Source organism: uncultured Fibrobacter sp. (assembly GCF_946062555.1).
In the GTDB taxonomy this organism is placed as follows: domain Bacteria; phylum Fibrobacterota; class Fibrobacteria; order Fibrobacterales; family Fibrobacteraceae; genus Fibrobacter.
The window spans coordinates 64,029-88,677 of sequence record NZ_CAMGVQ010000009.1 but is presented as its reverse complement, the minus strand read 5'-3'; the positions used below and the strand labels follow the sequence as shown (position 1 = coordinate 88,677).

At 50.6% G+C, this 24,649-nt stretch carries 24 protein-coding genes and 2 tRNA genes; 11 read left to right on the top strand and 15 right to left on the bottom strand.

All coding sequences use genetic code 11. The annotated features are described in order from the left end of the window. Positions 1 to 56: 56 nt before the first annotated feature. Entirely contained in the window at positions 57 to 440 is a 384-nt protein-coding gene (locus Q0P86_RS04310) for a hypothetical protein (RefSeq protein WP_295037682.1), read from the bottom strand. Between the two features lie 637 nt (positions 441 to 1,077). On the opposite strand from Q0P86_RS04310, the gene Q0P86_RS04305 reads away from it, so the two are divergent. The 3 genes from Q0P86_RS04305 to Q0P86_RS04295 all read left to right on the top strand — a co-directional run bounded on the left by Q0P86_RS04305 (position 1,078) and on the right by Q0P86_RS04295 (position 4,249). Continuing rightward, on the top strand, positions 1,078 to 2,361 hold the full coding sequence (locus tag Q0P86_RS04305) for an O-acetylhomoserine aminocarboxypropyltransferase/cysteine synthase family protein (RefSeq protein WP_295037680.1): 1,284 nt from the start codon (positions 1,078 to 1,080) through the stop codon (positions 2,359 to 2,361). 107 nt (positions 2,362 to 2,468) lie between these two features. After that, a complete protein-coding gene (locus Q0P86_RS04300; RefSeq protein WP_295037678.1) occupies positions 2,469 to 3,629 on the top strand; it encodes an iron-containing alcohol dehydrogenase in 1,161 nt (386 codons plus the stop codon). Positions 3,630 to 3,694: 65 nt separating this feature from the next. Next, the gene (locus tag Q0P86_RS04295; protein ID WP_295037677.1) at positions 3,695 to 4,249 is read left to right on the top strand and encodes a hypothetical protein; all 555 of its coding nucleotides are present in this window, start codon (positions 3,695 to 3,697) and stop codon (positions 4,247 to 4,249) included. Positions 4,250 to 4,397: 148 nt separating this feature from the next. On the opposite strand, the gene Q0P86_RS04290 is transcribed toward Q0P86_RS04295, so the two are convergent. Continuing rightward, positions 4,398 to 5,807 (bottom strand): PLP-dependent aminotransferase family protein, encoded by a 1,410-nt coding sequence (locus tag Q0P86_RS04290; RefSeq protein WP_295037675.1) that lies wholly within the window; start codon positions 5,805 to 5,807, stop codon positions 4,398 to 4,400. A gap of 155 nt (positions 5,808 to 5,962) precedes the next feature. On the opposite strand from Q0P86_RS04290, the gene pdxS reads away from it, so the two are divergent. Continuing rightward, positions 5,963 to 6,841: a pyridoxal 5'-phosphate synthase lyase subunit PdxS gene (gene pdxS, locus Q0P86_RS04285; protein ID WP_283428684.1), complete on the top strand. Its 879-nt coding sequence runs from the start codon at positions 5,963 to 5,965 to the stop codon at positions 6,839 to 6,841. Then, positions 6,841 to 7,443, top strand: coding sequence for a pyridoxal 5'-phosphate synthase glutaminase subunit PdxT (gene pdxT / locus Q0P86_RS04280; protein ID WP_290990959.1), 603 nt, complete (start codon positions 6,841 to 6,843; stop codon positions 7,441 to 7,443). Before pdxS ends, pdxT begins: the two co-directional genes overlap by 1 nt. Here pdxT and bioB read toward each other — a convergent pair. Further along, positions 7,432 to 8,340 (bottom strand): biotin synthase BioB, encoded by a 909-nt coding sequence (gene bioB / locus Q0P86_RS04275; protein ID WP_366917181.1) that lies wholly within the window; start codon positions 8,338 to 8,340, stop codon positions 7,432 to 7,434. The genes pdxT and bioB overlap by 12 nt on opposite strands. Between bioB and Q0P86_RS16865 the strand changes: the two genes are divergently transcribed. Then, positions 8,299 to 8,400 (top strand): hypothetical protein, encoded by a 102-nt coding sequence (locus tag Q0P86_RS16865; RefSeq protein WP_366917177.1) that lies wholly within the window; start codon positions 8,299 to 8,301, stop codon positions 8,398 to 8,400. The two genes, bioB and Q0P86_RS16865, sit on opposite strands and share 42 nt — an antisense overlap. A 155-nt stretch (positions 8,401 to 8,555) precedes the next feature. On the opposite strand, the gene Q0P86_RS04270 is transcribed toward Q0P86_RS16865, so the two are convergent. Both Q0P86_RS04270 and Q0P86_RS04265 read right to left on the bottom strand, forming a co-directional pair. Beyond that, the gene (locus tag Q0P86_RS04270) at positions 8,556 to 9,542 is read right to left on the bottom strand and encodes a guanosine polyphosphate pyrophosphohydrolase (RefSeq protein WP_295037672.1); all 987 of its coding nucleotides are present in this window, start codon (positions 9,540 to 9,542) and stop codon (positions 8,556 to 8,558) included. Between the two features lie 115 nt (positions 9,543 to 9,657). Beyond that, on the bottom strand, positions 9,658 to 9,855 hold the full coding sequence (locus Q0P86_RS04265; RefSeq protein ID WP_294112288.1) for a hypothetical protein: 198 nt from the start codon (positions 9,853 to 9,855) through the stop codon (positions 9,658 to 9,660). Positions 9,856 to 9,925: 70 nt separating this feature from the next. On the opposite strand from Q0P86_RS04265, the gene Q0P86_RS04260 reads away from it, so the two are divergent. The 3 genes from Q0P86_RS04260 (at position 9,926) to Q0P86_RS04250 (ending at position 13,963) form a co-directional block, all read left to right on the top strand. Next, positions 9,926 to 10,471, top strand: a complete 546-nt coding sequence (locus Q0P86_RS04260) for an alpha/beta hydrolase (protein WP_290991732.1) — start codon at positions 9,926 to 9,928, stop codon at positions 10,469 to 10,471. A gap of 14 nt (positions 10,472 to 10,485) precedes the next feature. Continuing rightward, the gene (gene mnmA / locus Q0P86_RS04255) at positions 10,486 to 11,571 is read left to right on the top strand and encodes a tRNA 2-thiouridine(34) synthase MnmA (RefSeq protein ID WP_295037669.1); all 1,086 of its coding nucleotides are present in this window, start codon (positions 10,486 to 10,488) and stop codon (positions 11,569 to 11,571) included. A 268-nt stretch (positions 11,572 to 11,839) separates the two neighbouring features. After that, entirely contained in the window at positions 11,840 to 13,963 is a 2,124-nt protein-coding gene (locus Q0P86_RS04250; protein WP_290991757.1) for a glycoside hydrolase family 9 protein, read from the top strand. A gap of 150 nt (positions 13,964 to 14,113) precedes the next feature. Here the strand turns inward: Q0P86_RS04250 and rpmB are convergent, their stop codons facing one another. The 5 genes from rpmB to Q0P86_RS04225 all read right to left on the bottom strand — a co-directional run bounded on the left by rpmB (position 14,114) and on the right by Q0P86_RS04225 (position 18,763). Continuing rightward, positions 14,114 to 14,335, bottom strand: coding sequence for a 50S ribosomal protein L28 (rpmB, locus tag Q0P86_RS04245; protein WP_014546602.1), 222 nt, complete (start codon positions 14,333 to 14,335; stop codon positions 14,114 to 14,116). A gap of 69 nt (positions 14,336 to 14,404) precedes the next feature. Then, positions 14,405 to 15,337 (bottom strand): 4-hydroxy-3-methylbut-2-enyl diphosphate reductase, encoded by a 933-nt coding sequence (gene ispH, locus Q0P86_RS04240; protein ID WP_290991759.1) that lies wholly within the window; start codon positions 15,335 to 15,337, stop codon positions 14,405 to 14,407. Continuing rightward, entirely contained in the window at positions 15,334 to 16,518 is a 1,185-nt protein-coding gene (locus tag Q0P86_RS04235; protein ID WP_294985981.1) for a glycosyltransferase N-terminal domain-containing protein, read from the bottom strand. Before Q0P86_RS04235 ends, ispH begins: the two co-directional genes overlap by 4 nt. After that, positions 16,509 to 17,231: an isoprenylcysteine carboxylmethyltransferase family protein gene (locus tag Q0P86_RS04230; protein ID WP_290991763.1), complete on the bottom strand. Its 723-nt coding sequence runs from the start codon at positions 17,229 to 17,231 to the stop codon at positions 16,509 to 16,511. Before Q0P86_RS04230 ends, Q0P86_RS04235 begins: the two co-directional genes overlap by 10 nt. Before the next feature lie 29 nt (positions 17,232 to 17,260). Continuing rightward, complete coding sequence (locus Q0P86_RS04225) at positions 17,261 to 18,763, bottom strand: ATP-binding cassette domain-containing protein (RefSeq protein WP_295037666.1); 1,503 nt, start codon at positions 18,761 to 18,763, stop codon at positions 17,261 to 17,263. Positions 18,764 to 18,899: 136 nt separating this feature from the next. Between Q0P86_RS04225 and Q0P86_RS04220 the strand changes: the two genes are divergently transcribed. Beyond that, a tRNA-Glu gene (locus Q0P86_RS04220) sits at positions 18,900 to 18,972 on the top strand. 182 nt (positions 18,973 to 19,154) lie between these two features. Then, positions 19,155 to 19,227: transfer RNA gene (locus Q0P86_RS04215), tRNA-Glu, on the top strand. A gap of 64 nt (positions 19,228 to 19,291) precedes the next feature. On the opposite strand, the gene Q0P86_RS04210 is transcribed toward Q0P86_RS04215, so the two are convergent. The 5 genes from Q0P86_RS04210 to Q0P86_RS04190 form a co-directional block, all read right to left on the bottom strand. Further along, positions 19,292 to 19,519 carry a hypothetical protein gene (locus tag Q0P86_RS04210; protein WP_291025193.1) on the bottom strand — a complete coding sequence of 76 codons (228 nt, stop codon included), beginning with the start codon at positions 19,517 to 19,519 and terminating at the stop codon, positions 19,292 to 19,294. 95 nt (positions 19,520 to 19,614) lie between these two features. Then, a complete protein-coding gene (locus Q0P86_RS04205) occupies positions 19,615 to 20,064 on the bottom strand; it encodes a septal ring lytic transglycosylase RlpA family protein (RefSeq protein ID WP_295037664.1) in 450 nt (149 codons plus the stop codon). Beyond that, positions 20,051 to 21,958, bottom strand: coding sequence for a tetratricopeptide repeat protein (locus Q0P86_RS04200; protein WP_294112303.1), 1,908 nt, complete (start codon positions 21,956 to 21,958; stop codon positions 20,051 to 20,053). The genes Q0P86_RS04205 and Q0P86_RS04200 overlap by 14 nt, the downstream gene beginning before the upstream one ends. Before the next feature lie 104 nt (positions 21,959 to 22,062). Further along, on the bottom strand, positions 22,063 to 23,778 hold the full coding sequence (locus Q0P86_RS04195) for a hypothetical protein (RefSeq protein WP_290994262.1): 1,716 nt from the start codon (positions 23,776 to 23,778) through the stop codon (positions 22,063 to 22,065). Then, complete coding sequence (locus tag Q0P86_RS04190; protein ID WP_290994260.1) at positions 23,778 to 24,629, bottom strand: RNA polymerase sigma factor RpoD/SigA; 852 nt, start codon at positions 24,627 to 24,629, stop codon at positions 23,778 to 23,780. Before Q0P86_RS04190 ends, Q0P86_RS04195 begins: the two co-directional genes overlap by 1 nt. Positions 24,630 to 24,649: the final 20 nt, after the last annotated feature.

Below are 24,649 nucleotides of genomic sequence, written 5' to 3'. Positions count from 1 at the left end.
GAACCCTGGCTCTCTGACACCGGACTCGTGGCTCAACATACCCCGGAATAATCAGCTTAATCCGAAATCGGTACTACAAGGCGATTTTCTTTTTCGCCGCTCCATTGAACTTGATAAGTGTGTCCATCAATTTGATCAAGTAAAATAAAATTATATGTATTTTGCGTCGGATATAAAGTATAACGTCCTATAATTTTTTTCTGGTCTAGAAGTTTTATAATGGCATGTGGATTAAGCACTGTCTCAAAGCGATAATCGGCGCCTTCAATGGAATACTGAACCTGCCATATTTTCCCAGTCATTGTATCAAGTTTTAAAAAAGTCCACATATTTTTTGTAGGAAATAATCTGTATCGAGCTTGGGATTCCGAAATCGACGATTCTGCAAAAGCAATTGAGTTCATGCAAAGCAATACGCACAGTAAAAATACCTTTTTCATCCGTCATCTCCTTTTGATAAAGCAGTGTTTCTACAACAGTAAATATAAATCCAATCCTATGGCATTTTTTGACAATTTACCTCATTCTCTGCGAAAAAAAGCGAGATAAATTCCCAAATCACATAAAAAAGATGACTTTGGGGAAATTATAAGCATTCTGCTCAAGCTTTTTGCGTTAGGGATAGTGACCCTTGGCGGCGCTGTGGCGCCGTTTTAGCAGGTAAGCGGCGAGCGAAGCGAAGACGGTTGCCGCTAAAATATAGCCCGGCCCGCGCAGTGGCGCGGGAAACGCCCATTTTTTCTTTTTTCTGTTATAGTCAAATCCTATTACCAAGTATAATTAAATAGTATGTATTTATGCCTTGACAGGGCCGATTTCAAATTCTATTTTATTTCACACAAGATTGGTAGGAATAACAAAATGTTTTGCGATTCCTAAGCATTCGAAGGAGCGCCTATGATAAGTGACTGTCGAATGCCGAGAGGCATTCTGAAAACGAACTAGCCGAAAGTCTTACGTCCTTAAGGCTTTGCAGGTTAGAAAAACAAGTCGAAAGGACACCCCAGAAAAAATTTTAGCGAGCAAGGGTCAGCGAAAAACCCCGTTGCTTGCTGCAACCTAAAAGGAATTTTAACCATGACGACACAGAACAAGCTCCATTTTGAAACTCTCCAGGTTCACGTTGGCCAGGAACACGCAGACCCCACTAGCGACGCCCGCGCAGTACCTATTTACCAGACCACCTCTTATGTTTTCCACAACGCCCAGGATGCTGCAAATCGTTTTGCCCTGAAGACCGGTGGTAACGTCTACGGCCGCATCACCAATACGACCCAGGGCGTTCTCGAAGAACGTATCGCTGCCCTCGAAGGTGGCGTTGCCGCTCTCGCCGTCGCTTCCGGTGCCGCAGCCATCACTTACGCCATCACGGCTCTTGCTCGCAGCGGAGACCACGTGGTTGTCCAGCGCACTGTTTACGGTGGTACTTTCAACTTGTTGCAGCACACGCTCCGCGACTTCGGTATCGAATCGACCTTCGTAGATACCCATGACCTGAAGGCTGTTGAAGCCGCTGTCAAGGAAAACACGAAGCTCATCTTTATCGAAACACTCGGCAACCCGCATTCCGACATTCCGGATATCGATGCCATCGCTGAAATCGCCCACAAGAACAAGATTCCTCTGGTGATCGACAACACCTTCGGTACGCCTTACTTGATTCGCCCGATTGAACACGGTGCCGATATCGTGGTGCATTCTGCCACCAAGTTCATCGGTGGTCATGGAACGACTCTCGGCGGCGTGATTGTGGATAGCGGCAAGTTCGACTGGACCAAGAGCGGCAAGTTCCCGCAGTTCACCGAAAAGAACCCGAGCTACGGATTCCCGTTTGTGGCCGCCGGCCCCGCAGCCTACGCCATCTACGTGCGTACGATTTTGCTCCGCGACGAAGGTGCAGCCATTTCCCCGTTCAACGCATTCCTCCTGTTGCAGGGTGTTGAAACGCTTTCTCTCCGTCTCGACCGCCATGTGGAAAACACCAAGAAGGTTCTGGAATTCCTTTCCAAGCACCCGAAGGTTACCCGCGTGAGCCACCCGAGCTTCCCGAGCCATCCGGACCACGAACTTTACAAGAAGTACTTCCCGAACGGTGGCGGTTCCATTTTCACCTTCGACATCAAGGGCGGCCAGGAAGAAGCCTTCAAGTTCATCGATAGCCTGAAGATCTTTAGCCTGCTTGCAAACGTTGCCGATGTGAAGAGCCTCGTGATTCACCCGTACACCACCACGCACGCCGAACTTTCTCCAGAAGAGTTGGCAGCCGCCGAAATTACCCCGGCAACGATCCGCGTGTCTATCGGTACGGAACATTACGAAGACATTATCGCTGACCTCGAAAACGGCTTTGCCGCAATCTAATTGATTGCATTGAGTTTCCAGTTCCGACGGCGTTTTCACCATTAGGAAACGTTTGTTGGACTGGATTCTTTTTTGAACGCCGCATTGGCGAAAACGGAGAGTATTAAATGATTGACTTCGAATATTATAATCCAGCAAAGATTGTTTTTGGCGAACACAGCGAACAGAAACTTCGCGAACTTTTGGCTGCGTACGGCGTGAAGTCGCTTCAGCTTGTTTACAGCGGAGACTTTATCAAGGCGCTCGGCATTTACGACGTCATCAGGGATGCAGTCAAGGAACTCGGGATTCGTTTTTCCGAAAACGGAAACGTGGTTCCGAACCCGACCATTGACCTGGTGCGCGAACTCGTGAAGCAGGGCAAGGAAAACCAGGTGGACTTTGTGCTCGCGGTCGGTGGCGGAAGTTCGATTGATACGGCAAAGGCAGTGGCACTCGGCATTCCGTACGATGGCGACGTGTGGGATTTCTTTGAAAAAGGCATCTCGCCCAAGCAGGTTTTGCCGATTGGCGTGATTGCAACGACAGCCTCGAGCGGTTCCGAGACTTCGAACGCGGCGATTCTTTCGAGTGGTGAATGGAAACTCGGTTTTGAAGATGACCGCATCATTCCGAAATTTGCCATCATGAACCCGGAATACACGGTGGGGCTGCCGGCATACCAGACTTTCGTGGGAATCGCGGACGTGCTTTCTCACTTGCTGGAACGCTATTTCTCTGACGAGAAAAATTCCGACACCACGGATTACTTGATAGAAGGCGCGATTCGCGCGTTGCTCGTGAATGCGAACAAGCTCTTGAAAGACCAGAAGGATGTAAACGCCCGTGGCGAAATCCAGTGGCTCGCCAGTGTGGCTCACGGCGGATTCCTGGACGCAGGGCGCCGCGCGGACTGGGGCTCACACCGAATCGAGCATGAACTTTCGGCGCAGTACAACATCACTCACGGCGAAGGCATGGCCGTTGTCACCGTCGCCTGGACCAAGTACATGGCCGAGAAAAAGCCCTGGAGGCTTGCGCTTTTGGCAAGCAGGGTTTTCGGAGTAGATTCGTTCAACTACAGCGAAACGGAACGCGCTTATATTTTATCAGAAAAACTGGCTGAATTTTTCAAGAAACTTGGCCTAGCGACAAAGCTTGCTGACTTGAAGATTGGCGACAAGGACTTTGATGCGATGGCAGCACGCGCAACGCGTAACGGCAAGGTCGGGCACTATGTTCCGCTGGATGCCACAGCAATCAAGGATATCTTGAAAATCGCGTTATAACAGAAAACTGCAACAAAAATCAAAAACTAAAACGGTGCGAATGCACCACAAGGAGAGCATAAACAATGGCAAGAGTACATTTAAAACAACCGAACGAATTGACTGCCGAAGCAAAGGCTGCTTACGAAAAACTGGAAGCTGCAGGCAAGGTGACCAATATGAAGTTGGTGATGCTCCAGGATTACGGCATCTACAAGGCTTTCATGGGCTGGTACGACGCTTGGGAAAGCCTCGAAAAGGCGGTTGGCCTACGTGCGGCAACGATTTTTGCACACTCGGTTTCTACGACGAACGGCTGCCTTCTTTGCTCGCTGTTCTTCATTAGCGACCTGAAGGCTCTGGGCCTCGATCCGAACAACTTCGAAACTTCGGAAAACGAGAAGCTTTTGCAGCAGCTGGGCCAGCAGATTGTGAAGGATCCGACAAAGGTTCCCGACGAACTTTTCGAAGGACTGCGCAAGTTCTATACCGACGAACAGATTATCATCATCGTGGGCTTTGGCGCTCAGATGCAGGCGACGAACAACTTCAACTCTGTCTTGGGTGTTGACATTGACAAGCGTCTTCTGCCTTTGAAGGAACAGTTCAAGCCCGCTACTTGGAGAGAAAATATCAAGTAATTTGTACTCTCCGTACAACCTGGCGCTCCTGGAAATATTCGAAGTCCATTTTCAGGGGCGTCTTTTTTTTGAACCTTTTCACGGAGACAGAATAATTTTGTACTGACGATTTCAGGATTCCTGATTGCTTTCTTGCTAAAAAAACGATTTAGTTGCACAGGCCCGCAAGTATCTCCACCGCTTTTTGCATGTTCGCTTTATCTACCGACGAATAGTTCACGACAAACTTGTGCTGCGACGGCTTCGCCTCAAAATAATACTCCGAAAGGGCGCGGATGTTTACCCCACGGAATCGGGCGCGATTGCAGAATTCTATATCGGAACATTTCGTGTTCACTTCCAAGATAAAGTGGAGGCCAGCGTCTTCTTCGTAAATTTGAGCGACATTCGAAAGCCTGCTCTTGCGGATAGCCGACAGGAGCATATCGCGCTTGGCACGGTACAGGTTGCGCATGCGGTTGATGTGCGTCTCATAGTAACCGAGATCAACAAACTTGGCCATTACATACTGATCAAGGTTCGAAACCGTACACGAATAGAACGAAAGTTTGTTATGGAATTTCTCGGCAAGATGCGGCGGGAGCACCATATAACTGAGGCGAATCGCAGAAGTCATCGTCTTGGAAAAGGTATTCAGGTAAATCACCTTTTCAGTAACATCAATATTCTGTAGTGCAGGAATAGGTTTTCCAGTCATGCGGAATTCGCTGTCATAGTCATCTTCGATGATGTAGCGATTTGGGGATTCGGCCGCCCAGCTGAGCAGGCGATAGCGTTCGCCGACAGGCATCACCATCCCGGTCGGAAAATGGTGCGCTGGGGAAATATGTACGACATCGACGTCTGATTTCTTGACGGAGTCTACGAAACTTTCTGCCGCAATGGGAATATGACACACCTTGACGCCGTATTGGCTGTACAGTTTTGATATTTTACTCCATCCCGGGTCTTCTACGCCATAGCACTTGTCAAATCCGAGCAATTGTACTAGCAAGCTATAAAGGTAATCAGTCCCGGCACCAATGACAATTTGTTCGGGCAGTACCTGGATATTTCTGAATTCGCGAAGCATGCGAACAATGGCTCGGCGAAGTTCTAGCGCGCCCATTCCCGGAGAAACTTGCAACAAATCATTTTGCCTTTCGCAAAGGATCTCCCGAGTGATTTTCGCCCATGTGGTAAAGGGAAACGCCTCGATGTCGGCACCGTTGCTTGCAAAGTCGGCGATATATTTCGGGTTGATATGTTCTGATTCATCGGATGGTTCTGCGAAGAGCCTGCGTGTGCGAGATTTCTTGCGAATCCGATGGACTTGCGCATTTGCCACGGCATTTATGTCTGCAACAAAGAAGCCTTTTTTAGGGAGCGAGTAGATGTAGCCTTCGGCGAGGAGCTGTGCATAAGCATTTTCAACCGTCACGACGCTAATGCCGAGATTCTGCGCGAGGTTTCGTTTGGAAGGGAGCTGTTCTTCGGCAAGGACGTTTCCGCTTACGATATCTTTTTTGATGCATTGGTAAAGGTAATGGTAGAGGCTGTTTGCTCCCGCTTTGGACATATCGTAAGTGAACATGAAACTGACCTTATTAGTATTGCTAATCTGATATTTAACTGACCTTATAAAAATAGTAAAAAACTGAATATTGTGCAGGTCAAGCGAATGTTTTAAATTACAACCTGAAATTAAACCATTCCACAACCAAGGAGATTTACATGTCTGACCAGAATCGTTACGAACTCAATAAGAATCTTGCCCAGATGCTCAAAGGCGGCGTGATTATGGATGTGACAACCCCTGAACAGGCCAAAATCGCCGAAGCCGCAGGTGCCGCCGCCGTGATGGCCTTGGAACGCATTCCTGCCGACATCCGTGCCGCGGGCGGTGTATCGCGCATGAGCGACCCCAAGATGATTAAGGGTATTCAGGATGCAGTCTCTATCCCCGTCATGGCCAAATGCCGTATTGGTCACTTTGCCGAAGCACAAATTTTGCAGGCCATCGAAATTGACTATATCGACGAAAGCGAGGTACTTTCTCCTGCCGACGACATTTTCCACATCAACAAGCGCGATTTCGACGTGCCGTTTGTCTGCGGCGCGAAGGACTTGGGCGAGGCGCTGCGCCGTATCGAAGAAGGCGCGTCAATGATTCGCACCAAGGGCGAGCCGGGTACGGGCGACATCGTCCAGGCCGTACGACACATGCGCCTGATGAACCAGGAAATCGCCCGCATTTCGAGCATGCGCGAAGACGAGCTCTTTAACCGAGCCAAGGAACTCCAGGTGTCGTACGACCTGGTGCGCTTCGTTCACGACAACAAGAAACTCCCTGTGGTGAACTTCGCTGCCGGTGGTGTTGCCACCCCCGCCGATGCCGCCCTCATGATGCAACTCGGTGCCGAAGGCGTTTTCGTAGGCTCCGGAATTTTCAAGTCAGGTAACCCCGCCAAGCGTGCCGCCGCCATCGTACAGGCTGTCACAAACTACACTGATGCAAAGCTTATCGCCAAACTTTCTGAAGACTTGGGCGAAGCCATGGTCGGTATCAACGAACAGGAAATCGCGTTGCTGATGGCCGAAAGGGGAAAGTAATGGGAATTAACAAACCGCAAATTGGCGTACTCGCGGTGCAGGGGGCGTTCATTGAACATGAACGCATCCTCAAATCGCTGGGCGCCGAAGTATTCGAAATCAGGCAGTTACGCGACCTTGACCGCCATTTAGACGGTCTCGTGCTACCTGGTGGAGAAAGTACCGTGCAAGGGAAGCTGCTCCACGATTTGGGACTTTTCGAGCCTCTTCGAAAAAAAATTGTCGAAGGCCTGCCCGTGCTTGCAACATGTGCCGGCGCAATCCTCCTTGCCGAAAAAATTGCAGGCGAAAACAAGGCGCATTTCGCAACACTCCCCGCCATTATTCGCAGGAATGCTTACGGAAGGCAGCTTGGCAGTTTCTTTACGGAAAACGAAGTCGCGCATGTCGGAAAGGTCCCGCAGACCTTTATTCGCGCGCCCTTCTTTGAATCGGTCGGCGAAGGCGTCGAAGTCCTTTCGCGTACGGCAAGTTCGAATACTACAGATGCTCCCGAGCAAATCGTTGCCGTTCGCTACAAGAACCAGATTGCACTTTCGTTTCACCCGGAACTCAATAACGACACGAGCATTCACCGGTATTTTTTGAAGCTAGTAGGATGATTCGCTTTCCACTTGCCAGGTGAAGCCAGCCGCCTCGATGCTACGGAATGTTTCTTCGAGACTCTGGCCGCCTTCGGTGAGGTAGCCCGCCGCGAATATGGAATCGGCCACCTTGAAAAGCGTCTTTTCGTGCCCCTTGAAATACACTTCGCGGCCGGCGGCGCAGCGGATGTCCGATTTCGGAAGCATCAGGCGCGCAAGGCAAAGCACCTTGATACAGTATTCGGGCGTCAGCACCGAAATATCTCGCGTCGCAAGGCGCGTGCCTTCTACCGGTAGCAAGAAGTTGATAGGCACCGAGTCGGGATTAATCTCCAACAGTTCGAAAAGCATATCGACGACATCTTCGGGCGTTTCGCCCATGCCGATGATGCCGCCGGAGCAAATTTCAAAGCCGAGGCCCTTCAGCATTTTCAGGTTGTCGATTCGTTCTTGGTAAGTGTGCGTGGTGCAAATGCTCGGGTAAAAACGACGACTGCTGTTCAGGTTGTGATTGATGCGATTGAGGCCAGCTTCCTTAAGAATCAACGCCTGTTTTTCGGTCAGGAATCCGATGGAACAGCAGATTTGCGTGTCGTTCTTTTTCATCTTGCGGATGCGTTCGGCGAGTTTTTCGATATCGTCGTCTGCAAACCGGATGCCGCTGAGCCCGATGCAGTGTCTCGCCAAATGCATTTCGTCAACGAGATCGTTGTCGCCATACAGCTTTTTGTCTTCTACATAACGATACTTTTCAATCGGTGCTTCGGAATCGCGTGACTGGGCGCAATAGGCGCAGTTCTGCGTGCAGTTGCGTTTCTCGGCATCATCCGCATTTCTTTGCTGGCTGCATTCCTGGTTCTTTCGCACGTCGCCATGATTTTTGGCACGGTAGATCCGTCCATTGCAGGCTACCAGCCGGCAAAACAATCCGTCGAGATGAATCATTCCATGCACGACCATTCGCATCATCACTGATACATATACATACCGCAGGGGTCGTCTAGATAAAATAGGTCAAGTCGGATTTTTCAGTGGAACCGAGCTGCGTTGAATTTGGGAAATCAATCTTGTAGAATTTTTTTTGCAAGAAATTTTTTGTCTTCGGATATTTTTATCGTATAGAAATTAGATCAGTCAATCAAGTCGTTTTGGAATCGCGACAGATGTTCGAACGGCAAAATCTGCCGACCGCGGAATAAGCCGCAACCGTCATTAATCAGTTGATTATTTATCGCCTTGAACATGTTCACGTCTATTTTGGCAAGTTCGAGTGCCTGCAAATTCATAAGACGCTCATAGGCCTCGTCAAAATAGATGCTCTCACCACTAGGAATCTGATCGTGTTTGGAGCGCCTGGTCTCTTGCGTCTTTTCGTAGCCAAAATGATTCGCTTCGCCAATCTCGGCAAAATCGTCCATGTCCTTGGTTCTGAGCTGCAGCTCCGTATAGCAACGTGCCAAGTTGTCATAAAAAGTTATATGCAACGACTGGTAGCCCGAGTTTCTCGGAGTCGCCACAGAATCGTGGTAATATGGCCGAACGGGATCTGCAAGCAAGTCGGAATGCCCGCCATCCAGATGTTTCGAAATCTCTGGAGTGAACCCCCGCTCTTCAAGGAACTCCGGCACAATGTTCGCGATTTCGTACAGGTATTTACGCTCGACTTCGCTGCGATCTTCGCCTTTTTTAATGTGGCAAACCGGCATCGAAATAACGATACGGTAGGCAATCAGGTCGCGAAAATTCAGCACGCTTTTCAGTTCCGCTTCAGACGGGAACGCGCCATTCTTTTGATAATAGTTGCTAATGTATTCAAGGATGTAGCCGTTGAATTTTTCTTCGGCACGAATGAGCGACTTGATGCGCCCCTTAAAGGTAAAGGCCAGAAAAGGATACTCCCTCGTCATGTACTTGTAGAATTCCTTGATCCGCTGGGATTGCGAAGTCAAGAAGTCGTTGTGCTCCAGCAGTTCGATAATCTGCGTCAAGAAATTCGCGTGCGCAAGGTCAATGCTGTTGCGCGTCACCTTCGCCCCGTTTCTGAGGTCGTTTGAATACTGGTGCAAAATTTTCAGCACCGTATTTCCAGAAAACAAGTAATCGTTCAAAGAAATCATATTAAATCCTGCGCCCCATAGAATGCAAAAAATATGCCAAAGCTCTTTCGCAAGAGATTCTGACATTTTTATTACATTTTTTGAAAATCTTTACGGATTTTGAACAACATCGTAATTACGCGGCGTGCCCTGCCAGGCCGATTTCTGCGGCGTGTTCGCGCATGCCCTCGATGCAGATGGCGGCGAAGTCTTTCACGTCCATGCCGAGCAGTGCGCAGCCTTCCAGAATGTAGTCACGGTTGCACTTGGCGGCGAATTTCTTATCCTTAAACTTTTGATTCAGTGCGTTTGATTGCGGCAAAAAAGTAGGCAAAACGGCAATAACGATTTGCGGAGCCTTTGTTTTTATACTATTTTTGTAGGAAAAGAAAAGGACTTCATAAATGCATTACTTAATTGTTCCCGGTTTGAATAATTCTGGCCCGAGCCATTGGCAGACTTTTTGGACGCGGAGCCTGCCGTGCGCGAGCCGCGTTTACCAGCATTGTTGGGATAAGCCGCAAAAAGAAGATTGGATAGCAACTCTTGACGAGGCCATTCGTCAGTTGAAAGACGACACCATTCTTGTTTCGCACAGTCTAGGCGTCGTTACGACAGCCCTTTGGCTTTTGCGTGCGCAACAACAAAAGCGTCTTCCAGCAAATATCAAGGGAGCGTTCCTTGTAGCCCCAGCCGATGCTGACACGGTCGACATCATCAAGAACTTTTCTCCGATGCCTACCGAAAGGCTCCCGGTGCAAGCTTGCATCGTCGGTAGCGAAAACGACCCGTACATGACACCCGAGCGCACTAAGTTCTTTGCTGAGGCGTGGGGCGCAAAGCTGTTTAACGCGGGTGCGCTGGGACACATCAATTCCGACTCGAATCTAGGTGAATGGGAACAGGGCCGTGCATTCTTGGCAGAATTTGAGAAAGGCTTGTCGCAATAATCGTAAGGTAAATAATGAAGCGTGTGGCAGTAGGACTTTCTGGCGGTGTAGATTCAGCCCTTTCGGCGTATCTGTTGCAAAAGCAAGGGTACGATGTTGTGGGGCTTACCATGGCAACGTGGGATGGTTCGGTGAATATGCCCGCCGTAGAAGGTCGCGAAGGTTGCTACGGCCCGAGTGAGGACAAGAATATCGAAGAAGCGAAACTGGTGGCAGATCGCCTGGGAATTCCGCATTACGTGGTTCCTGTCGCTAGCGAATACAAGACCAAGGTGCTGGATTATTTTCGTGCCGAATACCGTGCTGGCCGAACTCCTAACCCATGCGTGCGTTGCAATCAGTCCATCAAGTTTGGCGCGTTGCATTTGGCAGCACGCAAAATGGGAATCGAGTTTGATTATTTTGCTACCGGACATTATGCGCGCCTCGATTTCAAAAACGAGAATGAACCCTTTTTGTACCGCGCCTTAGATGCGGGCAAAGACCAGACTTATTTTTTGTCAAGACTTTCGGCGGAACAACTTTCGACGGTGTTGTTCCCGCTGGGAAACATGCGTAAGCAAGACGTCAAGGCGCTCGCCGCTGAAATCGGCTGGGAAGATTTTGCGACCAAGCGCGAAAGCCAGGATTTTATTGAATGCGGCGATTACTCGGTGCTGTTCGAGGAATCGGACCAGGTGCAGGGCGACTTTGTAGATGTGAGCGGCAAGGTGCTTGGTCACCATAAGGGCATCGTGAATTACACGGTGGGCCAGCGCAAGGGTCTGAACATTGGCGGTCAAAAGGAACCGCTTTTTGTGGTGGCGATTGATGCCGCCAAGAATCAGGTGGTTCTCGGGCCCCGCAGCGCGCTTTCTTGTATTCAAGTTTCTGCCATCGACTTGAACTTGATGGTCAGCGAAAATTCGCCGCTGCTCAAGGGGCCGCTAGACGCCCACATTCGCTTGGGCCACAAGGGTTCTCCGGCAAGGATTCTGGATTTGGAGTCTGGCAGCATTCGCGTTGAATTCGAAACGCCGCAATTCGCTGCCGCCCCCGGCCAAGTTTTGGTGCTTTACGCGGGCGATGGCGTCGTCGCTTCGGCAATTATTGATAAATAACTTATTTGCAGTGTCGCAGGAGTGCCGCGATGTAGGCTTTGGCATAGCGCGATGGCGTTACGCCTTTTCGCATCACATAGCCGATGGTCATTTTATCGTGAACATCGAGGTGTCTCGCGATAATGTTTCGACCGTTGAGCTTGTGGCTAATGACGCCGGAGCAAATTGCGTAGCGAAAAATAAAGTTTTCCGCCTATTTATTTGACGAAAAACACACTTTAGAAGTCTATTCTTGAATTCCAGGAACTAATAAATTATATTAGTTCTCATGAATACCATTTGCAGACTTTTCCCTCTTGCGTTTGCGGCATCCACCTTTGCCGCAAACACATTCTTTTTTAACGAGGCGGGCTACGACCAGGGCAAGCCCATTTCTATCGTTGTGCAAAGCACCGACAACCTAGAAGGTACCGACTGGACGCTTTTCTATGCGCCCGATGGCGAAATAACTGGAGCCACAGTTACTAGCGGAACTTTCGGTAAAGGCGAGGATCCTGACAAGTGGGCCAAGACAGGCAAATACTACACAATCGATCTTGGATCTAAGCTTTTGCCCTATTCCGGCAAATTCTATGTAAGTGTCAGCACCGGAAGTCCCTCCACATCCGGAGAATTTTACATTCGCGAGAACGCCCTTGCGGTCAGCACGCTCGGCATGGTCATGAACTATTTCTTCAACGACCGAGCTACCAACGCGCAAATTGTGAGCTGGGACCAAAAAGCCCCCGTTTACGGTAAAACCGGTGTCACGCGAGATGTTCACGGCGGTTGGTACGATGCAAGTGGCGACGTGAGTAAGTACCTTTCACACCTTTCTTACGCCAATTACCTGAGTCCTCAGCAAATTCCCCTGACCGTATGGTCGCTCGCCTTTGCGGCAGAACACATTCCCGCCCTGTTGGCGTCGACTAAAACAGCGACTACGGCCGTAGAAGAAGCCGCCTACGGCGCTGACTTCCTGGTTCGTATGTTCGACGAGCAGGGATTTTTCTACATGACCGTATTCGACAACTGGGGAATGGGCTCTAGCCGTTATCTCTGCGCCTTTAGCGGAGAAGACGGCATCAAGAGCAGCGACTACCAGACGGCCTTCCGCGAAGGTGGCGGCATGGCGATTGCAGGCCTCGCCCGCGTTGCCGCCCTCAAGGCAAACGGCGATTTCACCAGCGAACAATACCTTGCTACAGCCGAGGCCGCTTACGCCCATCTTTCCGCCAAACAGGGTATCGGCCAGCCGTGCGCCTATTGCGACGACGGCAAGGAAAACATTATCGATGACTACACGGCCCTTCTTGCCGCCACGGAACTCTACGCAGCTACAAAAAATACATCCTATCTGAACGACGCCAGAACCCGAGCAGTCAATCTCGCGAACCGTCTCGGCGACGCGGGATACTTCTGGAGCGACGACGCCAAGACGCGCCCCTTCTGGCACGCCAGCGACGCAGGTCTTCCGCTGATTGCTCTCATCCGTTATGCCGAAATTGAAAACGCCGAATCCAAGAATCAATGGACATGCACAACATCCCTCAACGGATCTACCTGCATGCACCCGTTCTTATCTACGGTAAACAACGCCATCAAGGAGCACTACAACTGGCTTATCAGTATCACGAACAGCGTCGAGAACCCCTTCGGGTACGCCCGTCAAACCTACATTACCGGAAACAAAATTAAGGACGGTTTCTTCATACCGCACGACAACGAAAGCGGCTACTGGTGGCAAGGAGAAGACGCTAGAATCGCAAGTCTCGCCGCCGCCGTCACTTACGCAGCCCACGCCCTTAAAATTAACGACACCAGGGATGCCGACAAATACGCCACCGACCAGCTTGACTGGATTCTCGGCAAAAACCCCTACGGCACCAGCATGATGTACGGCATCGGCAAAAAGAACCCCGCCAAGTACGACGGACAATCGAAATACGATGCCACACTCGAAGGCGGTATCGCAAACGGCATTACCGGCAAGAACAACGACGGTTCCGGAATCGCCTGGGACGACGACGGCGTTTCTGCAGTCGGTTTCCCCTACAACGAACATTGGCACAACTGGCGTTGGATCGAGCAATGGCTCCCCCACACGACCTGGTTCCTGAACGCTCTCGTCGCCCGCTACGACGAAGCTCCCGCATCCATCATTTCCGACCTTACGGCAATCCAGCCTAAGGCACGCGAATACGCCAAGTTTACCGTACAAACACAGAACCGGACAATCATCGTAAACGCTCAAGGGAACACGCCTGTCAGCGTCCTCCAGCTTGATGGAACCAAGGTCGTCTCGACCCACCTAAACAAGGGCAAGGCAACCTTCAACCTCGACAAGGTTCAGAGCGGAATCTACCTGGTAAAGGTCGACGGCCTCGGGGCAAAGAAAATCGCCCTGAAATAAGACGAACGCTACTTAGAGCTACTTCAAAAGCATCGGCACGCACCGGTGCTTTTACTTTGCCTTTTTCGCCCTTTCAGACGTTATTTAAACTGCACAAAATACCGCCAAGGTAGACCTTGGCGGCTTTTAAAGCAAATTCGTTATCTAAAATTAGATGCCGAGTTCCTGAGCAACAGCCTGGATGCCAAGCTTGTTGATCGTGCGGAGACCAGCGGCGCTCACGCGAAGCGTGACCCAACGGTCTTCTTCAGGAATGTAGAAGCGCTTTTTCTGGAGGTTCGGCAGCTGCTTCATCAACTTCTTGCGGTTAGAGTGGGAAACCATGTTGCCCACGAGGCCGGCCTTGCCGGTAACTTCACAAATGCGGCTCATAATAAACTCCGTTGTTTTATAACGGACGCAATTTTAGAAAAAAAACGGCGTTCCGTCAAGGTTAAATTATCAATCTTGCAATGCCTTTGGCAAATTAAACTTGGTCGATTCCACTAATTTTACAAAATTTTCAATTTCCACAGGGGCAAATTTCGCCTTAATCCAGTCGACAACCCCCTGAACAAGCACTTCAGGTGCGCTGGCACCGCTCGAAATGCCAACCGATTCAATATTTTCGAACCATTCTGCCTGCAGGTCGTCAACCGAGGCAATCAAATGACTCTGGATTCCCTGTTCAAGTCCAAGCTCCATCAGACGGCTCGAATTGGAGGAATTCTTGGCGCCAACGACCAAAAGCATGTCCACCTTGGAGCAGAGATCGAGGACCGCCGCCTGGCGGTTACCCGTCGCATAGCAGAGATCCCCCGCATCGGGTCCGATAATTTCAGGGAAACGTTCCTTGAGCGCCTCGATAATCTTGCGAGTCTCGGCTACGGAAAGAGTCGTCTGCGTAATGTAGGCGAGCTCCTTTCCTTCGGGGACTTGCACCGTCCGTGCATCTTTTTCGTTCTTGATCAGCGTAATCGCCCCCGGCGGAAGCTGTCCCAAGGTACCAATTACCTCGGCATGTCCCGCATGACCAATCAAGATGATATGACGACCGGCGGCATAATGACGCTTAGCACTGAAATGGACCTTGAGCACCAGCGGGCAGCTCGCATCCAGCACCTGCAGTCCGCGTTTTTCGGCATCGGCATAAATTTCTTCGGCAACTCCATGGGCCGAAAAAATCACCACCGAACCGGCAGGGACTTCGTCCAGTTCATCGACAAAAACGACGCCTTTCGACTTGAGCGTATCGACCACGAACTTGTTATGCACTATCTCGTGACGCACATAAATAGGAGTCCCGAATTTTTCGATGGCGCGTTCCACCACATGAATGGCTCGGTCTACGCCGGCACAGAATCCTCTGGGGGTCGCAAGAATCACTTTTTTCATTTAAGGCCCTTTATAAAATTCAGCAACAAAAAATAGGAATCTAAAACCTTCTTCTTTTCCTGCGCAAGGCTCAAGCGCACCGTATCGACCGACGGAAACCGACGGCGCAAGAAATCAACCGGCGAATGGATCTGTGCCAGCACATGCGCCGACACGAGTTTTGCCACAATATCTTCGTGCCCCTTGGCGTAAGGCCCCACGCAAGTCGCAACACCCATCCGTAGCGGCTCCCAAAAATCATGGACGCCAAGCGTCCGCACAAACGACCCACCAACGACAGCACTCCTGCTTTTCAACAGAATTTCTCGGGAAAGTCCAAAACGAGACACCAGCGAAACGCACCCCTTCCGCACGACAGGATAGTCCACCACAGGCAGTCCAGCATCCAGCAACAACCTACGGAACTGGTTCAGTTCGGCTAGCCGACGGGGCATCAGCACCGGAGCTTCCCCCTTGTCAACAGAATCCTTCGCCATACACAAAAGCGCCTCGGATTCTTCCAGATGAAACGAGAGAAAGACCACGTCAACGACAGGGTTTTCAGGAACGCAGACAAGTCCCCCGTCGCGAGCCCAGTTCAAAAGTTTCCAGTCGCCGCCCATAGTACAGGGAACGGCGCCCTTGCTCGCATAGGAAAAACGCCCCAGGTCGGCAGCAGTCTGCAGGCACGCAATCCCCATTCCCGAAAAATCAAGGAACGGCAACGAGCGTCGATAACGCCCCGACACAAGCGCAATATTTTTCCTTGTCGAAATCCTAGAAAGGGTCGAAAGATAACCCGGCCAAAGTTCATTTTCTGCAAGAACCAGCCCCAGGGGTTGCACCGCCTTCACGAAAGAATCCAACGTAGAAGGAATGTCCGCCGGCGCAATTGACACATTCGCGATGCCGGCGCAGGCCTCGTTCAAATAAGAGACGACCTCGGCTTTCTGAGACGTAATCAAGATTTTCGGACAATCGACCAAGTCCTCGCGAAGGGCACAGGCCAGATTCAGCAACATGCGGCACTCACCCAAGCTCGCTCCGTGCAGCCACAGATAAGGGCCGACAGGCCACGGTCCCGATAAGCGTTCCTCTATTCGATATTCCCGGTCTATACCCGGCAACAAGCAAGCGGCACGAGCCACCGAACCGACGGCAACATTCCACACCGTCTTGCCTAAGCGTATGCCTAAGCCCATATCAAGAAATCAACCTTCCTAAACAAGGCAAGCCCCACCATCAGCGCAAGACTAACCCACGAGGCCATGTCGGCAAGAATCGCTTCCTTTCCGCTGCGCCTCGGTCCCGGGACATGAATTACGCGAGGAATAAAAGCAGGAGTATGCATCGCCCAGAGCTTCCACTGATCACCGTAGCGCTTTTCGAGATAACGGTCATCCAGTTTCGCAAGCCTGAATCCGATTGCAAGCAAAATCGCCACGAACGGAAGAACGAACAGGCTGAGTCCAAAATGAAGAACAATCAGGGATACACCAATGGCCATGTTAGATACGTAAAGCGGATGACGCATCCGGCCATAAGCCCCCCAGGTAACAAGCACAGGAGCGTCCTGCGCTTTGCCACGGCTATGCTCTCCAATGCAGCATCGCGCCTTGACTCGCAGATAGATGGCAATGATAAAGATGTTGATAAAAATCAAGAACGGGACAATCTCGAGATCTCCCGCCGGGAAAGCCAAAGCCACCACGGCAAGAACAGCGAGTATAATTCCACGGTAGCGGTAAAGGAATGGACGCGGAGGACGATTGTCCTCTTCGGGAAAATCGACCGTTTTAGTCCCAGCTTGAGACGCAGGATTCTGCGGAGCCTGCTCCGGAGCCGAACAATTCTCCTTGACTGATTCTACTTGACTCTTAGATTCATTCGGCTGAGTATTCAACTGTTCTTCCAAAAAAGCCTCCGCCAAAAAACACCCTGCTTTTAAAAACACTCTGTTTTAAATATACATTCAACTTCGGCAGAAAGTACATCGTGACTCACAATTATTGTCCATTTCCCCATTTTTTTCGCCGCATCTAAATAGGCAACAAGCAACGGTTCCCTGTCGCCCAGCGATACCGAGGCAAACGGTTCATCCAAGAGCACCGTCGAAGCCGCCGAGGCTAGCGCCCATAGCAAAGCCACCCGCGCCCGCTCGCCCCCGGACAGCCCCGGTTTTTCAAGCAACGGAGCAGTCCCCGCCGCAGTCATAAACTTTTCGAGAACAATCGATTTATCCTTTTCATCCGCCTTTAACCGATTCATCAAACGCAAAAGCATCCACCGAGGCGGAAGTTCCAAGTCCTGTGCCACGAAAAACACATCGCGGGGAGCAGACACCTTGGCCGAGTTCCACCGCTCAAGCCCCGCCAGCAAGCGTAAAAAAGTAGACTTGCCGACACCGTTCCTGCCCCGGACAAGAACAGGCTTTTCACGAGACCAGCGGACTTCAAGGTCACTAAACACATCTTGATCCGCCCCCTCGTAACGGAAACGCCCATCACAGACCATGACTTCATCTCCCGCAGGCATCACAGAAACGAAGCCTCTTGCAGGAACGCTCCCCTCAACTCCGAGCGATTCAAATTTTTCCAGGATATCCAGCGCGCTCATCGCCGCACGAAACTGCGGCATAACTCGAGCACACTCCTTGACCGGCTTGTAGCAAAGCAAAACCGCCGAAGCAAAGAGGACGAGCCCCGAAGCATCCATGTAACCGCGCCCCATCAGGAGCGCGCAGAAGGCAAGAACAAACACCATTGCAACAACCGAGACCGTTTCGGCCCATAGCGAAAGTTGCGATTTCTTGATTGCCGCCGACGCCCCTTCGTCTCGCATACGACGTACACTCTTCAGCAGTCCATCCGAAATGCCGCTCCGTTCATCGCGACTACTCCACTGCCTAAACAGCCGTCGGGCAAGCGTCAGGTCTCCCCGAAAATCGGAACGCAGACGCATCAGGGATTCCTCGGCAGGACCGAGCCTGTGCAATTTCCGCTGCAGTAATGCCACGAAAGGAACGATTACCACAAAAAGGAACAACGTCAGCGGCCACGAAATGTAGAACAGTACCGGCAAAAACACCACAAGCTGGAGCACAGCCTGCACCGCCTGAAAAAAGACACTGCCGTTATTCTGCAACACGACAGTCGCCTCGTAAGCCGATTCAACCTCGCGCTCCCCCTTCGGCGTATGGAACATTCTCGGAGGCAAGCTACGCAGGCGGTGCAGGAAGAATGCCTGCACCCGCGACGACACCCTGTAAAGCCAGTTTTCCGAAATCCTTGACTTGCCCAACAGGAAAAAAAAACGCAGTAGCGCAAGCGCGACCATCCCGGCGAGCCAAGCCAGCAACGGGATATCCGTTTTGCCCCCGATAATCTCGATGAAGGAGCGCACACCCCACAATACCCCCGCATCGGCGGCACTTGCAAGAATAGCCACCGGTAAAAAGCGAGCGACACCCCCCTTAAGGGACTTTTTTAGCCATTTTTTCAAAGTCACGAAGAAAAATTAATTTTTTTTCATCAACCACCCTTGACGGATTTTAATTATTAACCTATATTTGGCCCTACTAAACGCCCCTATCGTCTAGTGGCCCAGGACTCGGGATTTTCATTCCCGCAACAGCGGTTCGAAACCGCTTGGGGGTATAAAGAACTCATCTAAGGATGAGTTCTTTTTTTATACCCTCAAGCCAACCGCGTCAAGGGGTATAAAAGACACAGCTTTTGTTGTGTCTTTTTTTATACCCTCAAGCCAACGCAGCCACTCTTTTTTCTCAAAAATACCCTTGACGAAATCAAAAACTTTCTTATATTTGGTCTCACAAATCGCCCCTATCGTCTAGTGGCCCAGGACTCGGGATTTTCATTCCCGCAACAGCGGTTCGAAACCGCTTGGGGGTATAAAGAACTCATCTAAGGATGAGTTCTTTTTTTATACCCTCAAGCCAACCGGCTCCACCCATTCCTACATACCTACGGTACAGCCAAGGGCACTCAGCACATACGTCTCGCTTTCGCCCATTCGGTAAAAGGGCAGCAACGTTTCGTCATCCACCACCGAACCGTCAAAACCATTCAGCTGGAGCTGTTCATCGATACGGCGCTTAAACGAGGAAAATCCTGAATTCCAAAGATTGCATTTTTCCGGTTCCACCGCATAACTGGCGTTTTTATAATCATGCTTATACGACATATTTACCTCTTTTCTAAAAAAGCACACAAACAAATAAGTGCTTTTCTGTTCAGTAGTAAATATAGGTATATTTAGATGTCAAAAGATGACATTTTTCATTCTATGACAGTAGCCGTCACAGTGGCATGCCCCACCTTGTCTAGACCAATCTTCTTGCCCGCGGCAGCACTTAGGTCCAAAATTCGGTCACCCACATAAGGGCCACGATCATTGACGCGGACTTCAACACTTTCGCCATTGTCCTTGCGAACAACCTTCAGCTTGGTGCCAAACGGAAGCGTCTTATGGGCACAGGTATAATCATCCTGGTCAAAAATTTCACCACTGGCGGTCTGCTTACCATCGAAACCGGGGCCATAGTAGCTCGCCTCGCCTTCAATTTTAGTCCCGATTTCAGCTTTTTCACCCGAAGCATAATGTTTGCCTGGAAATCGCACATACCCCTTACGCGAGGCAATCTTTGCGTTTGCAGCGGCACATCCAGACAACAGCATGGTGGCAGACAACACCGCAACAACGGCAAGCTTGCCCTTACTCAAAATCATACATGCTGTTGTAGGTGTTTTCAAGGATTTCATCTTCCTTGCTCTTGACTTCGGCCTGTTTTTCTTCGGGAGCCTTGTTCAACGCTTCATAGTACTGCGCCGACTGTTTGTTGATATGTTCCTCGCTGGACTTCACTCGTTTTCTCAAGCGTTCCAGATCCTTATCCGACATCGTCAAGCGGGAATTCATCATTTTTGCCGCCTGTTTTCCCCATGGAGTCTGACCGTACTGGTCACGGAGCTGCTTGTAGGTAGCAAAGGCGCTGTCAACACGTTCAGGATTCATCTGGAAATAGATTGCCTTCATGTAAAGCGCCTGTATTCCGGCCTGGGTTTCCGGGAATTCCCGATACAAACTGTCAAAGTACACGAAGGCGTGCGTATATGCGGAATCCACCAATTCCATCTGATCCAAAGGCATTTCTGAAGCAACCGTCCAAAGGCTTTCCGCTTCCATGTAGCGGTCCTTCGCAACATCTTCACGCGTCTTCAAGGTCACCCGCATACCAAGGTTGGCTTGCGCCTGCTTGGCATATTCGGTGTCCGGGTACTTTTCGATAATTTCCTTATAGATTTCTTCGGCAGCATCGGGATCGTGCAGATATTCGTCGTAGACAAAAGCCTTCGCATAAATAGCACGCAAGACCTTGGCGCTGTCCCCGGAATCCTTGATCACGTTATCGAGGCGCGTAATGGCGCTATCCACCTCAGATAACTTGAACAGGAACAATTCCGCTATCAGGAACTCGGACCGGAAAAAATTATCCACATTGGGAATGGAATCCTTGCGTTCCTTATCATTCTGGTTGCGCATGGCGATCAGACGCTTCAATGCATCACGGCGTTCGCGGCTTTCCTGTCCCCACTTACAGATTGTGCGAGAAATAAAGCTGCTGTCATAATAGACGACCGCCTTGTCGTAATCAATTTTTTGGTGCTGTTCGTAATCTCCTAGGCAGAAATAACTTCGAGACGCAACTTCGGTACGCGGATACTCCGTATTCACCTTCTGCAAGATGACAATCGCATCAGCATGTCGACCGGCGAGCATCGTCAGTTCTCCGATACGCACCAGGTAATCCGGTTGTTTGGAGTCATAGTCGGGATTCTTGTAAAGTTCCTTGTATTCATCCGCCGCCTGCAGATATTCCTTACGGTTCACAAGGCATTCTGCGGCCTGCTCCCCCGCCGTTTGCTGTTCTCGCGGATTCAGTTCCTTGATTTCCTTGGCCGTGTAATGTTCTCGGGACTTGTCCCAGTTTTCTTTCTTGAAATAAAGCCCGGCAAGTCTAAAGTGAGCCTTGCCCCGCATAAAAGGAGTTCCCGCCGTATCGGCAAGCAAGGCTTCCAAAGAAGCAATCGCCTGGTCCGGAGCCTCGGACTGTTCGTCCAAAAGCGAGAGTAGGTTCAGTCCCTGGAAATAATAAGGATGTTCCTTGGACGCCACCACCGGTTCCAACGCAAATCGGCTAATGTTATACTCATGATTCCTATACAGACAGTAGGCCCGCTGATATTCCACCGCCTTCATTGAATCATGGTCGGCAAAGTAGCGTTCAAATTCATCGTACTTGGTAATCGCCTTGCCCCACTCATGCTTGTGGCGGAACGACTCTCCAATCAAAAAGACCGCTTCGGCAGTACGTTTCTTGTTGTCAGGGAAACGTTCCAAGACTCGGGAGCCCTTCTCGATAATCTTGTCGTATTTTTGGCGTTCCTCGGTTCCGGGCAGGGAATTTTCACTATCGGAAATACTGTCCAGTCGGGCGGCGCGCATTTCACCGGCCTGCTCATCCAACCGTTCCGCATTGAACATGTGATTCAAGTAGGCACAGCAGGTACACCCCTCAAATACGAGGGCAACAAAAGCCAATGCCAGAAAACGGAACATCATAGTGTAAAGATACAAAAAAAAGAGCTTAGAACCTAGAATTTAGAGCATAGATATATTCTGCTAAGTTCTGAGAGCGAAGCGGTCTAAGCTCGACCAACTAAAATCTAGAACTCATTCAGGTATTTCGTGTAATCGCAGAGCTTGAGTCCCGCCGGGAGCACGCTCTTGTCGAAACGCACCATGCGCACTTCGGCCGGTTTTCCGACCACGCGGGCAAGCATCTCAAAGTTGTCCTGGGTTTCCCAGACGGCGGCATCCAAAACGATACCATCGCCGCAATCCGTTTCACCCGTACTATTGCCTATGCCGGAAATTCTCGAATTCTGCTTGAGCAGCCTCGTATAAATTTCAGGAGCCATCCCCATGTGATTCGAAGAAGAGGTCGAATCGTAAACCACCACATGAACTTCGCGGAAATGGCTGAGGGAATCAAAGATGACTGTATAAGTATGCATGTAGGGCGCAATGTAGAACGATTCCTGCCAGACATTGTTGGCAACAGGCCTGAAATTGCCAATGGAATACTTCTTGAAGAATTCACGCGGAGTCGCTCCATAACGAACAACGTAATGTCCAAGCATCGTCGTAAAGTCATGCGTTGTCGCAGGTTCAATGGATTCGCGCAAACTGTCGACCGCACGGTTCAGGTTGGCCGTCAAGCCGTCACCTCTAGAAATCGGAGCGGGTCTCGTGACATTTGCTTCCTGGATACGCTGCTGGATATCAGGATATTCAGGATCCACCTTCTGAATGTCCTGGAACTGAGAACGGGCACGATCAAACTGGCGTCCCTTCAAGTAAGCGCGTCCAAGAGCTTCTTTCAAGGGCAAATTTTCCGGATACTTTTCGACCAGCGGCTCCAGGATGTCGCATGCTGTCTGCGCACGGTCCTGCGGAGAAAGGACTACACCAGAACCGGAACCCGGAGGAGACTTTTCGCCCAAGGTCGATATGGCTTCGCGAGCCTGGACAAAATCGGGATTAAACGCAAGAATGCGCTGGTAAAGTTTCTCCGCAGCATCAAAATGCCCCTGGTATTCATTCAGGTATCCCTGCAACAATAGCAGGTTTGCATTGACTGGAAACTGGGAAAGGGCGTATTCCACCAAGGCAGAGCAACTATCCAACTGGCCACTGCGGCGATACAGTTCCGCCAGCAATTCATAGGCTCTCGGCTCGTCCCCGTTCGAAAGGCTCACGACCGTCTTCAGTTCGTTCGTCGCCTGGATCGAGCGGCCGCCGTCCATCAGCAGGCGGCCATACCACAACCTCGTCTGGTAAAAGGCGGGGGCCTTTTCCGATGCGACTCGGGCCAATTCCAATGCTGCCGTGGAGTTACCAGCCCTATAAATCTTGCGACTTTCCAAATAGGCCGACAGGCCAGAACCGGGGTAACGCCCCTGAAGTTTTTCAGTGAGTAGAGAAAGACGGTCCTGTTGCAGGCTCGAAAGCGAATCAAGTTCAAACAAAGTATTAAGCTGTCCCAGGAGAGCCGGCAGCAAATCCGGATACAGCACCACGATTCCATCGTAGATGTCATAAGCGGAACTATAGGCGCCCGAACGGAACAATTCCATCGCACGACGAAGTTCCGTCTGCACCTGGGCAGGCACGGTGGCCAGGGCCTCGGTCATGTCAGGAATATCGCCACGGATGACCGTCGATCCGGCCGGTAGACCATAAGGGTCTCCCCCCACAACAATCTTGCTGGGTCCGTGAACATCATAAAGGCGAAAGCCCACAAAAGCAAGCAATGCCCCACAACACAAAGCCAAAAAGAGGTATGCCGCCCTACGGGCCGCCGAAGACGAATTCGTCATTATTTTTCCAAAAAATCAGCCAGTTTTTCTTTATGTTCTTTACTCTTCTGCAAACGGCGGAGCGTCTTGTTCTTGATCTGGCGCACACGTTCACGGCTGAGTTTCAAGTCTTCGCCAATGTCCTTGAGCGTGGTATCTTCCACGGTATCCAGTCCATAGAACATACGAAGGATTTCTTCTTCGCGCTGCGGAAGAGCCGACAAGGTTTCCTGGATGAGCTTACGGCGTTCATCCTTTTCCATGTCCTCGTCCTGGTTTCCATCGGAACCGAGAACATCCATCAGGGTGCTGACCGTATCGCCGTTTCCAGAGACATTCGTCGCATCGCCAATGGGAGCGTCGAGCGAAATGTCCACGATTTTTTCCATGACCTCGACAATGTCCTTTTCGAACGGAGCGAATTCGTCCATCGCAATGGTACGATCGTAGTCACCGTCGTTCTGCATCAAGGCACGCTTGAAGCGGTTCACCAGGGCAAGTTTGTTGGGAGGAATCCGGACCGCCCCCACCTGTTCAAACAACGCCTTCTGGATCGACTGGCGAATCCACCACACGGCATAGGAGATAAACTTGACGTCTTTACCCATGTCAAAGCGTTTTGCCGCCTTGAACAAGCCGATGTTTCCTTCATTGATCAAATCCAACAAAGAAAGTCCACGGCCCTGGTACTTACGCGCAACACTCACGACAAAACGGAGGTTGCCTCGAATCAGGCGCTGTAAGGCCGACTTGCGAATCTCTTCCGACTGTTCACTCTTGATAATCGCAAGAAGAGCCTCCTCTTCCTGAGGACTCAGGGTAGGAAACCTGTTCAGGTCCCTGAAATAAAGCGCTTCGTTTGCATCACTCATAGAAACACATACCTTCGATC

Excerpts from the sequence above, each read along its gene's own strand:
- Q0P86_RS04310 (WP_295037682.1), bottom strand. The coding sequence starts at position 440 with ATGAAAAAGGTATTTTTACTGTGCGTATTGCTTTGCATGAACTCAATT.
- Q0P86_RS04305 (WP_295037680.1), top strand. The coding sequence starts at position 1,078 with ATGACGACACAGAACAAGCTCCATTTTGAAACTCTCCAGGTTCACGTT.
- Q0P86_RS04300 (WP_295037678.1), top strand. The coding sequence starts at position 2,469 with ATGATTGACTTCGAATATTATAATCCAGCAAAGATTGTTTTTGGCGAA.
- Q0P86_RS04295 (WP_295037677.1), top strand. The coding sequence starts at position 3,695 with ATGGCAAGAGTACATTTAAAACAACCGAACGAATTGACTGCCGAAGCA.
- Q0P86_RS04290 (WP_295037675.1), bottom strand. The coding sequence starts at position 5,807 with ATGTCCAAAGCGGGAGCAAACAGCCTCTACCATTACCTTTACCAATGC.
- pdxS (WP_283428684.1), top strand. The coding sequence starts at position 5,963 with ATGTCTGACCAGAATCGTTACGAACTCAATAAGAATCTTGCCCAGATG.
- pdxT (WP_290990959.1), top strand. The coding sequence starts at position 6,841 with ATGGGAATTAACAAACCGCAAATTGGCGTACTCGCGGTGCAGGGGGCG.
- Q0P86_RS16865 (WP_366917177.1), top strand. The coding sequence starts at position 8,299 with ATGATTTTTGGCACGGTAGATCCGTCCATTGCAGGCTACCAGCCGGCA.
- Q0P86_RS04270 (WP_295037672.1), bottom strand. The coding sequence starts at position 9,542 with ATGATTTCTTTGAACGATTACTTGTTTTCTGGAAATACGGTGCTGAAA.
- Q0P86_RS04260 (WP_290991732.1), top strand. The coding sequence starts at position 9,926 with ATGCATTACTTAATTGTTCCCGGTTTGAATAATTCTGGCCCGAGCCAT.
- mnmA (WP_295037669.1), top strand. The coding sequence starts at position 10,486 with ATGAAGCGTGTGGCAGTAGGACTTTCTGGCGGTGTAGATTCAGCCCTT.
- Q0P86_RS04250 (WP_290991757.1), top strand. The coding sequence starts at position 11,840 with ATGAATACCATTTGCAGACTTTTCCCTCTTGCGTTTGCGGCATCCACC.
- rpmB (WP_014546602.1), bottom strand. The coding sequence starts at position 14,335 with ATGAGCCGCATTTGTGAAGTTACCGGCAAGGCCGGCCTCGTGGGCAAC.
- ispH (WP_290991759.1), bottom strand. The coding sequence starts at position 15,337 with ATGAAAAAAGTGATTCTTGCGACCCCCAGAGGATTCTGTGCCGGCGTA.
- Q0P86_RS04235 (WP_294985981.1), bottom strand. The coding sequence starts at position 16,518 with ATGGGCTTAGGCATACGCTTAGGCAAGACGGTGTGGAATGTTGCCGTC.
- Q0P86_RS04210 (WP_291025193.1), bottom strand. The coding sequence starts at position 19,519 with ATGTCGTATAAGCATGATTATAAAAACGCCAGTTATGCGGTGGAACCG.
- Q0P86_RS04205 (WP_295037664.1), bottom strand. The coding sequence starts at position 20,064 with ATGATTTTGAGTAAGGGCAAGCTTGCCGTTGTTGCGGTGTTGTCTGCC.
- Q0P86_RS04200 (WP_294112303.1), bottom strand. The coding sequence starts at position 21,958 with ATGATGTTCCGTTTTCTGGCATTGGCTTTTGTTGCCCTCGTATTTGAG.
- Q0P86_RS04195 (WP_290994262.1), bottom strand. The coding sequence starts at position 23,778 with ATGACGAATTCGTCTTCGGCGGCCCGTAGGGCGGCATACCTCTTTTTG.
- Q0P86_RS04190 (WP_290994260.1), bottom strand. The coding sequence starts at position 24,629 with ATGAGTGATGCAAACGAAGCGCTTTATTTCAGGGACCTGAACAGGTTT.